Below are 9156 nucleotides of genomic sequence, written 5' to 3'. Positions count from 1 at the left end.
AGGAGGAGGGTGGCCGTCACACGCCGTTCTTCACCAACTATCGTCCGCAGTTCTATTTCCGCACGACGGATGTCACCGGTGTTGTGACGCTGCCGGAAGGTACGGAGATGGTCATGCCCGGCGACAATGTGACGGTCGATGTCGAACTGATCACGCCGATCGCGATGGAAGAGAAGCTGCGCTTCGCCATCCGTGAAGGCGGCCGTACCGTCGGCGCCGGCGTCGTCGCCAAAATCGTAGAGTAAGAGAAGATGCAAGCGAACAACATCCGCATCCGTCTCAAGGCGTTCGACCATCGTATCCTCGATACGTCGACGCGTGAGATCGTCAACACGGCGAAACGAACCGGCGCGCAGGTGCGCGGGCCGGTTCCGCTGCCGACCCGTATCGAGCGCTTCACGGTGAACCGCTCGCCGCATGTCGACAAGAAAAGCCGTGAGCAGTTCGAAATGCGGACGCACCGGCGTCTTCTGGATATCGTGGATTGGAATCCGCAGACGGTCGATGCGCTGATGAAGCTCGACCTGGCAGCGGGCGTTGATGTCGAGATCAAGCTCTGATCGAGCTTTTTAGGAGTGAAGCGATGCGTTCTGGCCTCATCGCACAGAAATTGGGTATGACCCGCATTTACACGGATGAAGGCACGCAAGTGCCGGTTACCGTGCTGAAGGTGGATAATTGCCAAGTGGTTGCCCACAAGACCCCGGAGAAGCACGGCTATACGGCCCTGCAGCTCGGCGTCGGCACGCCCAAGATCAAGCGCCTCACGGCGGCCGAGCGCGGCCATTTCGCCGCGCAGAAGGTCGAGCCGAAGCGCAAAGTGCAGGAATTCCGTGTCAGCCCCGATAATGTCATCGCGGTTGGAGCCGAGATCACCGTTGACCATTTCGTCCCCGGCCAGTTCGTCGATGTGACGGGTACGTCGATGGGCAAAGGCTTCGCCGGCGGCATGAAGCGCTGGAACTTCGGCGGCTTGCGCGCGACGCACGGCGTGTCGATCAGCCACCGCTCGATCGGCTCGACCGGCAACCGCCAGGATCCGGGCAAGGTCTTCAAGAACAAGAAGATGCCTGGCCATCTCGGTGCCGAACGCGTCACCACGCAGAATATCCAGGTCGTCAAGACCGACAAGGACCGCGGCCTGATCATGGTTCGCGGCTCCGTTCCGGGCGTCAAGGGCGGCTGGGTCTCGGTGCGCGATGCGGTCAAGCGCAAGCTGCCGCAGCAGGCGCCCAAGCCCGGTGCGTTCAAGGCTCCGGTTCAGCAGGTTTCCGCGGCTCCCGCCGCGGCCAAGGAATAAGGGATGCCCGTCATGAAAGCCGACATCCAAACCATCGAGGCCAAGAAGGCCGGATCGGTCGATCTCGCAGACCACATTTTCGGTCTCGAGCCCCGCGCCGACATCCTCCATCGCGTCGTCCAGTGGCAGCTCAACAAGCGCCAGTCCGGTACGCATCAGGCCAAGACCCGTGGCGAGATCAATCTCACCGGCAAGAAGTTCGGCAACCAGAAGGGCTCCGGCGGCGCCCGTCACGGTTCGCGCCGTTCCGGCATCTTCGTCGGCGGCGGCAAGGCCTTCGGCCCGCGCTCGCGCAGCCATGAGACGGACCTGCCGAAGAAGGTGAGGGCGCTTGGCCTTCGTCATGCCCTTTCGTCGAAGGTCAAGGCTTCCGAGCTCGTCATCCTCGACAAGGCGGAACTGAGCGAAGCCAAGACCAAGGTGCTCAAGTCGGCCTTCGTGAAGCTCGGCCTTGAAAATGCGCTGATCATCGACGGCGCCGAAGTGAACAAGGGCTTCGCCGCCGCGGCGCGCAACATCCCCAATATCGATGTGCTGCCGGTGCAGGGCCTCAATGTCTATGACGTGCTCCGTCACAAGAAGCTCGTGCTGACGAAAGCGGCCGTCGAAGCGCTGGAGGCGCGGTTCAAATGAGCAAGGAACATTTCTTCGACGTCATTCGGGGCCCTGCGATCACCGAAAAGGGCACGCTGGTCTCCGAGAAGAACCAGGTCGTCTTCAATGTCGCCTCGACCGCGACAAAGCCGCAGATCAAGGCCGCCGTCGAGGGCCTGTTCGGCGTCAAGGTCAAGGCGGTGAATACGCTGGTGCGCAAGGGCAAGCTCAAGAATTTCAAGGGCAAGGCCGCGCGTCTCAGCGATGTCAAGAAAGCCTTCGTGACGCTGGCCGAAGGCCAGAAGCTCGATGTGACGACGGGTCTCTAAGGTTCAAGGATTGCTGAAACATGGCACTCAAAACATTCAACCCGACTAGCGCCGGCCGCCGCCATATGGTGATGGTCGACCGCAGCCATCTGTGGAAGGGCAAGCCGGTCAAGACCCTGACCGAAGGCCTGACCAAGAACGGCGGCCGCAGCAATTCCGGCCGCATCACGTCGCGCCGCAAGGGCGGCGGCCACAAGCAGGCCTATCGCCTTGTCGACTTCCAGCGCGGCAAGGCTGATGTCGCCGCGACCGTCGAGCGACTCGAATATGATCCGAACCGCACCGCCTATATCGCGCTCATCAAGTATACGGATGGCGAGCAGGCCTATATCCTGGCGCCGCAGCGCCTGGCAGTCGGCGATACGGTAATGTCGGGCGGTTCCGTCGACGTGAAGCCCGGCAATGCCATGCCGCTCGCCGCCATGCCGGTGGGCACGATCATCCACAATATCGAGACCAAGCCCGGCAAGGGCGGCCAGCTCGCGCGCGCCGCCGGCACCTATGCGATGCTCGCCGGCCGCGACCAGGGCTATGCGCTGCTCAAGCTGAAGTCGGGCGAGACCCGCATGGTGCGTGCAGAATGCATGGCTACCGTCGGCGCCGTCTCCAATCCCGACCACGTCAACGAGATCGTCGGCAAGGCCGGCCGCGCCCGCTGGAAGGGCGAGCGTCCGGTTTCGCGCGGCATCGCCCGCAACCCGGTCGACCATCCGAATGGCGGTCGCACCAATGGCGGCAAGCACTGGGCAACCCCCTGGGGCAAGCCGACCAAGGGCAAGAAGACCCGTAACAACAAGGCGACGCAGAAGCTCATCCTGCGCAGCCGTCATGCCAAGAAAGCTTAAGAGGTAGTCCGGTGTCACGCTCGCTATGGAAAGGCCCGTTCGTCGACGGGTATCTCTTGAAGAAGGCGGATGCGGCGCGTTCGAGCGGCCGCAACACTCCGGTCAAGACCTGGAGCCGCCGGTCGACCATCCTGCCGCAATTCGTGGGCCTGACTTTCCAGGTCCATAACGGCAACAAGTTCGTGCCGGTGCTCGTGTCGGAAGACATGGTCGGGCACAAGCTCGGCGAGTTCGCGCCGACGCGGATCTTCCACGGCCACAGCGTCGCCGACAAGAAGGCGGCGCCAGGTAAGGATGCGAAGAAATGAGCAAGAAAGCCAGAAAGCGATCGCTAGCCGAGAACGAGGCGCGGGCCGTGACCTGCTCGATCCGCGTGTCGCCACGCAAGCTCAATGACGTCGCGGCCTCGATCCGCGGCATGAAGGTCGACAAGGCGCTGGCCGAGCTCACCTTCTCGCGCCGCCGCATCGCCGGAACGATCAAGAAGACACTCGAATCGGCGATCGCCAATGCCGAGAACAACCATGACCTCGACATCAACCAGCTGGTTGTCGCCGAGGCGCATGTCGGCAAGAACCTCGTGATGAAGCGGTGGACGCCGCGCGCCCGTGGCCGCGTCGGCCACATCCACAAATTCTTCAGCCAGCTGACGATAGTCGTGCGCGAAGTGAAGGAGGCCGCCTGATGGGCCAGAAAGTCAATCCGGTCGGCTTCCGGCTCGGTATCAACCGCACCTGGGACTCGCGCTGGTTCGCCAACCGCCGCGAATACGGCAAGCTGCTGCATGAGGACATGAAGATCCGCAATTACCTGCGCGAGCAGCTCAAGCAGGCGGGCGTGTCCAAGGTGCTGATCGAGCGTCCGCACAAGAAGTGCCGGGTCACCATCTTCTCGGCGCGTCCGGGCGTGGTGATCGGCAAGAAGGGTGCCGACATCGAGAAGCTGCGCAAGAAAGTCGCCGAGATGACCGGCTCGGAAGTGCATCTCAACATCGTCGAGGTGCGCAAGCCCGAAACCGATGCGACGCTGGTGGCCGAGAACATCGCCCAGCAGCTCGAGCGCCGGGTGGCGTTCCGCCGCGCCATGAAGCGGGCCGTCCAGTCGGCCCAGCGCATGGGGGCGGAAGGCATCAAGATCACCTGCGCCGGCCGTCTCGGCGGTGCGGAGATCGCGCGCACCGAGTGGTACCGCGAAGGCCGTGTGCCGCTGCACACGCTGCGTGCCGATGTCGACTACGGCACCGCGACCGCCATCACCGCCTATGGCACCAACGGCGTCAAGGTGTGGATATTCAAGGGTGAGATCCTCGAGCATGATCCGATGGCGCAGGACAAGCGCAATGCGGAGAGCCAAGAGGGTCAGCGCCCGCGCCGCGAGCGCGAAGCGACGGCGGCCTGAAGGTAAGGTAACGGACCATGCTGCAACCGAAACGTACAAAATTCCGCAAGGCCCATAAGGGCCGCATCCATGGCAAGGCGACGAGCTGCGCCAATCTGGATTTCGGCGCCTTCGGCCTCAAGGCCCAGGAGCCGGACCGCCTCACCGCGCGCCAGATCGAAGCCGCCCGCCGGGCGCTGACGCGCGGCATGAAGCGCGCCGGGCGCGTGTGGATCCGCGTATTCCCGGACGTGCCGGTGTCGAAGAAGCCGGCCGAAGTGCGCATGGGCTCGGGCAAAGGCTCGACGGAATACTGGGCTTGCCGGGTGAAGCCTGGCCGGGTCCTGTTCGAGGTCGACGGCGTCAGCCGTCAGACGGCCGAGGAAGCGCTGGCCCTGGCGGCGGCGAAGCTTCCGATCAAGACGCGCTTCGTGGCGCGGCTTGGCGAGTGACGGAGTAGGGCGCCATGAAAGCCACTGATGTGAAACTGTTGACCCCGGACCAGCTCAACGACGAGCTGATCAAGCTGAAGAAGGAGCAGTTCAACCTGCGCTTCCAGAAGGCGACGGGACAGATCGAAAACACCGCTCGCATACGTCAGATCCGCCGCGATATCGCGCGCATCAAGACGTCGCAGCAGCAGCGCGCCCAAAGCGCGTCGAAGTAACGGAGAGATGTGATGCCGAAACGCGTCCTTGAAGGCGTTGTGGTGAGCGACAAGAACGACAAGACCATCGTGGTCAAGGTCGAACGGCGTCTGACCCATCCGGTTCTGAAGAAGACCGTGCGCCTGACGAAGAAGTACCATGCGCATGACGAGAAGAACACCGCCAAGGTCGGCGATATCGTGCGGATCGAAGAGACCAAGCCGCTGTCCAAGCAGAAGCGCTGGCTTCTGCTTGACAAGGCCGGCGTGGCCAAGGGTTGAAGATTGGATCGATAAGAGGAATAGGCGCCCGCGCGCCGGATAGACAGGTGAAGCCATGATCCAGCAAGAAACGAATCTCGATGTCGCCGACAATTCCGGCGCCAAGCGTGTCCAGTGCATCAAGGTACTGGGCGGGTCGAAGCGGAAATATGCCCATGTGGGCGATGTGATCGTCGTGTCGGTCAAGGACGCCATTCCGCGCGGCCGCGTGAAGAAGGGCAATGTGATGAAGGCGATCGTCGTCCGCACCGCGAAGGACATCCGCCGCGCCGATGGGTCGGTCATCCGTTTCGACCGCAATGCGGCGGTGCTGATCAATGCCCAGGGTGAGCCGGTCGGCACCCGTATCTTCGGACCGGTGCCGCGCGAATTGCGCGCCAAGAACCAGATGAAGATCATTTCGCTGGCACCGGAGGTGCTTTGATGGCGTTGAAACTCAAGATTCGCAAGGGCGACAAGGTCGTCGTCCGTACCGGCCGCGACAAGGGCAAGGTCGGCGAAGTGCTGCGCGTTTTCCCCGAGGATAACCGCGCGCTGGTCCAGGGCGTCAATGTGGTGCGCAAGCACCAGAAGCAGACCGCCGGCCAGGAAGGCGGCATCGTCTCCAAGGAGATGCCGATCCACATTTCGAATATCGCGCTGCGCGATCCCAAGGACGGCAAGCCCACGCGGGTTGGCTACAAGGTTCTGAAGGACGGCAAGAAGGTGCGGTTCGCCAGGAATTCCGGAGAAGTGATCGATGGCTGACAAATACACGCCGCGGCTGCGCCAGCAGTATGACGAGGTCATCGTCAAGAAGCTGACCGAGCAGTTCGGCTACAAGAATCCGATGGAAGTGCCGAAGCTCGACAAGATCGTGCTCAATATGGGCATTGGCGAAGCGACGGCCGATTCCAAGCTGGTGCCGGTTGCGGCAGCCGAGCTCGAGAAGATCGCTGGCCAGAAGGTGGTGGTCACCAAGGCCCGTAAGGCGATCGCGACCTTCAAGATCCGCGAGAACCTCGCCATCGGCGCCAAGGTTACCTTGCGCAAGACCCGTATGTACGAGTTCCTCGACCGGCTCATCACCATCGCGCTGCCGCGCGTGCGTGACTTCCGCGGCCTGTCGGCGTCGAGCTTCGACGGCAATGGCAACTACGCCATGGGCATCAAGGAGCACATCATTTTCCCGGAGATCGACTATGACAAGATCGATCGCGTCTGGGGTCTCGATGTGATCGTGTGCACCACGGCCCGGACCGACGACGAGGCGCGTGCACTGCTTGAAGCATTCAATTTCCCGTTCCGCAAGTCTGCCCGCAGGCAGGCGGCGTAATGGTCACGATGAACTGAGGTAGCCCAATGGCGAAGAAGAGCTCGGTCGAGAAGAACGAAAAGCGGCGCAAGCTGGCGAAGAAATTCGCCGCCCGGCGCGCGCGTCTCAAGGCGATCACCAAGAACCAGGCGCTTTCGATGGAAGAGCGTTTCGCGGCGCAGCTCAAGCTGGCCGTGCTGCCGCGCAATTCGGCGCCGAACCGTATTCGCAACCGTTGCGAACTGACTGGGCGCCCGCGCGCCTATTACCGCAAAGTGAAGATGTCGCGCATGGCTTTGCGCGAGTTCGGCAACAAGGGCCTGATCCCGGGCCTGGTCAAGTCGAGCTGGTAATCGCGGCGGACGCAGAAGGAGAACAGGCAAATGAGCTTTACCGATCCGATCGGCGATATGCTGGCTCGCATCCGCAATGCGCAGGAGCGCGGCAAGTCGAAGGTGTTGACGCCGGCATCCAGGCTGCGCGAGCGCGTGCTCGGCGTGCTGCAGCAGGAAGGTTTCATCCGCGGCTTCGCCACCGTCCAGCACGAGGGCGGGCAGCCTGAGATCGAAATCGAGCTGAAGTATTTCGACGGCGCGCCGGTGATCCACGAGATCCATCGGGTGTCGAAGCCGTCGCGCCGGGTCTATGCCTCGGTCGACAGCATCCCGACCGTCTATAACGGCCTCGGGATTTCCATTCTTTCGACGCCGAAGGGCGTCATGTCGGATGCAGATGCCCGCGCCCAGAATGTGGGCGGCGAAGTGATCTGCACCGTATTCTGAGGACCGTACGATGTCGCGCATTGGAAAAAAAGCTGTTTCGGTTCCGACCGGCGTCACCGTGAACCTGTCGGGACAGAACATTTCGGTCAAAGGACCGAAGGGCGAACTCAAGTTCGCGCTGGTCGAGCATGTGCTGGCCAAGCTCGAGGACGGCAAGATCGCGGTCAATCCGCGTGACGAGACCAAGGTGGCGCGTTCGTGCTGGGGCATGTCGCGCACCATGATCTCGAACATGATGAAGGGCGTGACGCAGGGCTATTCGCGCTCGCTCGAGATCAACGGCGTCGGCTATCGCGCCAACGTCCAGGGCAAGGTGCTGCAGCTCAATCTGGGCTACAGCCATGACGTGAACTATCCGATCCCGGAAGGCATCGAGATCAAGACGCCGAAGCCGACCGAGATCGTGATCTCGGGCATCGACAAGCAGCGTGTCGGCCAGGTGGCCGCCGAAATCCGCGACTTCCGCGGTCCCGAGCCCTACAAGGGCAAGGGCATCAAGTATTCCGACGAACGCATCTTCCGCAAGGAAGGCAAGAAGAAGTAACGGGTGTCAGCATGACGACCAAACTCGCAAAAATCGGTTTCCGGCGCGCGCGCGTACGCAAGGCGCTGAAGGCGGCCGGCAAGCTCAGACCGCGCCTGTCGGTGTTCCGCTCGGCGAAGAACATCTACGCGCAGATCATCGACGACCAGAAGGGTGTCACCCTTGCTGCCGCCTCGACCCTCGAGGAGGGTTTCAAGAAGGGCGGCAAGACCGGGGCCGACAAGGCCGCGGCGTCGGCGATCGGCAAGCTCGTTGCCGAGCGCGCGGTGAAGGCCGGTGTCGAGACCGTCGTCTTCGACCGGGGCGCTTATCTTTATCATGGCCGCGTCAAGGCGCTGGCTGACGGAGCCCGCGAAGGCGGTCTCAAGTTCTAATTCGAGGAGCAGGCAGTCATGGCACCAAGGGAACAGGGCGGCGATCGCGGCAAGGGCCGTGAGGAGCGCGATTCCGAGTTTCTTGACAAACTCGTGCATATCAATCGCGTCGCCAAGGTGGTGAAGGGCGGCAAGCGCTTCGGTTTCGCGGCGCTCGTCGTCGTCGGTGACCAGAAGGGCCGCGTCGGCTTCGGCCATGGCAAGGCGCGCGAAGTGCCGGAAGCGGTGCGCAAGGCGACCGAGAGCGCCAAGCGCGGCCTCGTCCGCGTGCCGCTGCGCGAAGGCCGCACGCTGCATCACGACGTCGATGGACGCTGGGGCGCAGGCAAGGTCGTGCTGCGCTCGGCACCTCCCGGCACCGGCATCATCGCCGGCGGCCCGATGCGCGCCGTGTTCGAATCGCTCGGCATGCAGGACGTCGTCGCCAAGTCGAAAGGGTCGTCCAACCCCTACAACATGGTGCGCGCCACTTTCGATGCGCTGAAGAAGCAGGCGAGCCCGCGGGCAGTCGCGGCGCGTCGCGGCAAGAAAGTCTCCGATATCCTTACCCGTCGCCGCGATCAGGATGCGACGGTCGAATAACAAGGTGTGACCATGGCGAAAGCGAAGACAGACAAGACCGTTACGGTCGAACAGATCTACAGCCCGGCGCGCCGCCCGGCTGATCAGCGCGCGACGCTGATCGGCCTTGGCCTCAACAAGCGCCACAAGCGCAGCACGCTGCAGGATACGCCTGCGGTTCGCGGCATGATCGCCAAGGTCCAGCACCTTGTGCGCGTCGTCGAGTAA

At 62.8% G+C, this 9156-nt stretch carries 21 protein-coding genes; all 21 read left to right on the top strand.

Translation table 11 applies throughout. From position 1 onward, the window contains the following. Positions 1-245: EF-Tu C-terminal domain-related protein (locus DT068_RS24225; RefSeq protein ID WP_498063226.1), on the top strand; the 245-nt coding region annotated here is incomplete at its 5' end. Positions 246-251: 6 nt separating this feature from the next. Further along, a complete protein-coding gene (gene rpsJ / locus DT068_RS24220) occupies positions 252-560 on the top strand; it encodes a 30S ribosomal protein S10 (protein ID WP_119392468.1) in 309 nt (102 codons plus the stop codon). Between the two features lie 23 nt (positions 561-583). Beyond that, positions 584-1300 (top strand): 50S ribosomal protein L3, encoded by a 717-nt coding sequence (gene rplC / locus DT068_RS24215; protein ID WP_119392467.1) that lies wholly within the window; start codon positions 584-586, stop codon positions 1298-1300. A 12-nt stretch (positions 1301-1312) separates the two neighbouring features. After that, entirely contained in the window at positions 1313-1933 is a 621-nt protein-coding gene (rplD, locus tag DT068_RS24210) for a 50S ribosomal protein L4 (protein ID WP_119392479.1), read from the top strand. Continuing rightward, entirely contained in the window at positions 1930-2223 is a 294-nt protein-coding gene (locus DT068_RS24205) for a 50S ribosomal protein L23 (RefSeq protein ID WP_119268730.1), read from the top strand. Before rplD ends, DT068_RS24205 begins: the two co-directional genes overlap by 4 nt. Before the next feature lie 20 nt (positions 2224-2243). Beyond that, complete coding sequence (rplB, locus tag DT068_RS24200; RefSeq protein WP_119392466.1) at positions 2244-3068, top strand: 50S ribosomal protein L2; 825 nt, start codon at positions 2244-2246, stop codon at positions 3066-3068. Between the two features lie 11 nt (positions 3069-3079). Then, positions 3080-3376 carry a 30S ribosomal protein S19 gene (gene rpsS, locus DT068_RS24195; RefSeq protein ID WP_119392465.1) on the top strand — a complete coding sequence of 99 codons (297 nt, stop codon included), beginning with the start codon at positions 3080-3082 and terminating at the stop codon, positions 3374-3376. After that, complete coding sequence (gene rplV, locus DT068_RS24190) at positions 3373-3753, top strand: 50S ribosomal protein L22 (protein ID WP_119392464.1); 381 nt, start codon at positions 3373-3375, stop codon at positions 3751-3753. The genes rpsS and rplV overlap by 4 nt, the downstream gene beginning before the upstream one ends. After that, positions 3753-4466 carry a 30S ribosomal protein S3 gene (gene rpsC, locus DT068_RS24185; RefSeq protein WP_119392463.1) on the top strand — a complete coding sequence of 238 codons (714 nt, stop codon included), beginning with the start codon at positions 3753-3755 and terminating at the stop codon, positions 4464-4466. Before rplV ends, rpsC begins: the two co-directional genes overlap by 1 nt. A gap of 17 nt (positions 4467-4483) precedes the next feature. After that, positions 4484-4897 carry a 50S ribosomal protein L16 gene (gene rplP, locus DT068_RS24180; RefSeq protein ID WP_119392462.1) on the top strand — a complete coding sequence of 138 codons (414 nt, stop codon included), beginning with the start codon at positions 4484-4486 and terminating at the stop codon, positions 4895-4897. Positions 4898-4911: 14 nt separating this feature from the next. Beyond that, the gene (gene rpmC / locus DT068_RS24175) at positions 4912-5112 is read left to right on the top strand and encodes a 50S ribosomal protein L29 (protein WP_119392461.1); all 201 of its coding nucleotides are present in this window, start codon (positions 4912-4914) and stop codon (positions 5110-5112) included. Between the two features lie 12 nt (positions 5113-5124). After that, positions 5125-5373 (top strand): 30S ribosomal protein S17, encoded by a 249-nt coding sequence (gene rpsQ, locus DT068_RS24170; protein ID WP_119392460.1) that lies wholly within the window; start codon positions 5125-5127, stop codon positions 5371-5373. 55 nt (positions 5374-5428) lie between these two features. Then, positions 5429-5797 (top strand): 50S ribosomal protein L14, encoded by a 369-nt coding sequence (gene rplN / locus DT068_RS24165; protein WP_119392459.1) that lies wholly within the window; start codon positions 5429-5431, stop codon positions 5795-5797. 5 nt (positions 5798-5802) lie between these two features. Continuing rightward, positions 5803-6120, top strand: coding sequence for a 50S ribosomal protein L24 (rplX, locus tag DT068_RS24160; protein WP_119392478.1), 318 nt, complete (start codon positions 5803-5805; stop codon positions 6118-6120). Next, complete coding sequence (rplE, locus tag DT068_RS24155; RefSeq protein ID WP_119392458.1) at positions 6113-6688, top strand: 50S ribosomal protein L5; 576 nt, start codon at positions 6113-6115, stop codon at positions 6686-6688. The genes rplX and rplE overlap by 8 nt, the downstream gene beginning before the upstream one ends. 26 nt (positions 6689-6714) lie before the next feature. Further along, positions 6715-7020: a 30S ribosomal protein S14 gene (gene rpsN / locus DT068_RS24150; protein WP_119392457.1), complete on the top strand. Its 306-nt coding sequence runs from the start codon at positions 6715-6717 to the stop codon at positions 7018-7020. Between the two features lie 30 nt (positions 7021-7050). Next, positions 7051-7449: a 30S ribosomal protein S8 gene (rpsH, locus tag DT068_RS24145; RefSeq protein WP_119392456.1), complete on the top strand. Its 399-nt coding sequence runs from the start codon at positions 7051-7053 to the stop codon at positions 7447-7449. 10 nt (positions 7450-7459) lie between these two features. Continuing rightward, positions 7460-7993, top strand: a complete 534-nt coding sequence (gene rplF, locus DT068_RS24140) for a 50S ribosomal protein L6 (RefSeq protein WP_119392455.1) — start codon at positions 7460-7462, stop codon at positions 7991-7993. A gap of 11 nt (positions 7994-8004) precedes the next feature. Then, entirely contained in the window at positions 8005-8367 is a 363-nt protein-coding gene (rplR, locus tag DT068_RS24135; RefSeq protein WP_119392454.1) for a 50S ribosomal protein L18, read from the top strand. 18 nt (positions 8368-8385) lie between these two features. Then, a complete protein-coding gene (rpsE, locus tag DT068_RS24130) occupies positions 8386-8949 on the top strand; it encodes a 30S ribosomal protein S5 (RefSeq protein WP_119392453.1) in 564 nt (187 codons plus the stop codon). A gap of 12 nt (positions 8950-8961) precedes the next feature. Next, the gene (gene rpmD, locus DT068_RS24125; RefSeq protein WP_119392452.1) at positions 8962-9156 is read left to right on the top strand and encodes a 50S ribosomal protein L30; all 195 of its coding nucleotides are present in this window, start codon (positions 8962-8964) and stop codon (positions 9154-9156) included.

Source organism: Taklimakanibacter lacteus, from assembly GCA_003576695.1.
Classification (GTDB): domain Bacteria; phylum Pseudomonadota; class Alphaproteobacteria; order Rhizobiales; family Aestuariivirgaceae; genus Taklimakanibacter; species Taklimakanibacter lacteus.
Note: the sequence above shows the minus strand (reverse complement) of the source record. Positions and strands in the feature narration are given on the sequence as shown.

Excerpts from the sequence above, each read along its gene's own strand:
- rpsJ (WP_119392468.1), top strand. The coding sequence starts at position 252 with ATGCAAGCGAACAACATCCGCATCCGTCTCAAGGCGTTCGACCATCGT.
- rplC (WP_119392467.1), top strand. The coding sequence starts at position 584 with ATGCGTTCTGGCCTCATCGCACAGAAATTGGGTATGACCCGCATTTAC.
- rplD (WP_119392479.1), top strand. The coding sequence starts at position 1,313 with ATGAAAGCCGACATCCAAACCATCGAGGCCAAGAAGGCCGGATCGGTC.
- DT068_RS24205 (WP_119268730.1), top strand. The coding sequence starts at position 1,930 with ATGAGCAAGGAACATTTCTTCGACGTCATTCGGGGCCCTGCGATCACC.
- rplB (WP_119392466.1), top strand. The coding sequence starts at position 2,244 with ATGGCACTCAAAACATTCAACCCGACTAGCGCCGGCCGCCGCCATATG.
- rplV (WP_119392464.1), top strand. The coding sequence starts at position 3,373 with ATGAGCAAGAAAGCCAGAAAGCGATCGCTAGCCGAGAACGAGGCGCGG.
- rpsC (WP_119392463.1), top strand. The coding sequence starts at position 3,753 with ATGGGCCAGAAAGTCAATCCGGTCGGCTTCCGGCTCGGTATCAACCGC.
- rplP (WP_119392462.1), top strand. The coding sequence starts at position 4,484 with ATGCTGCAACCGAAACGTACAAAATTCCGCAAGGCCCATAAGGGCCGC.
- rpmC (WP_119392461.1), top strand. The coding sequence starts at position 4,912 with ATGAAAGCCACTGATGTGAAACTGTTGACCCCGGACCAGCTCAACGAC.
- rpsQ (WP_119392460.1), top strand. The coding sequence starts at position 5,125 with ATGCCGAAACGCGTCCTTGAAGGCGTTGTGGTGAGCGACAAGAACGAC.
- rplN (WP_119392459.1), top strand. The coding sequence starts at position 5,429 with ATGATCCAGCAAGAAACGAATCTCGATGTCGCCGACAATTCCGGCGCC.
- rplE (WP_119392458.1), top strand. The coding sequence starts at position 6,113 with ATGGCTGACAAATACACGCCGCGGCTGCGCCAGCAGTATGACGAGGTC.
- rpsN (WP_119392457.1), top strand. The coding sequence starts at position 6,715 with ATGGCGAAGAAGAGCTCGGTCGAGAAGAACGAAAAGCGGCGCAAGCTG.
- rpsH (WP_119392456.1), top strand. The coding sequence starts at position 7,051 with ATGAGCTTTACCGATCCGATCGGCGATATGCTGGCTCGCATCCGCAAT.
- rplF (WP_119392455.1), top strand. The coding sequence starts at position 7,460 with ATGTCGCGCATTGGAAAAAAAGCTGTTTCGGTTCCGACCGGCGTCACC.
- rplR (WP_119392454.1), top strand. The coding sequence starts at position 8,005 with ATGACGACCAAACTCGCAAAAATCGGTTTCCGGCGCGCGCGCGTACGC.
- rpsE (WP_119392453.1), top strand. The coding sequence starts at position 8,386 with ATGGCACCAAGGGAACAGGGCGGCGATCGCGGCAAGGGCCGTGAGGAG.
- rpmD (WP_119392452.1), top strand. The coding sequence starts at position 8,962 with ATGGCGAAAGCGAAGACAGACAAGACCGTTACGGTCGAACAGATCTAC.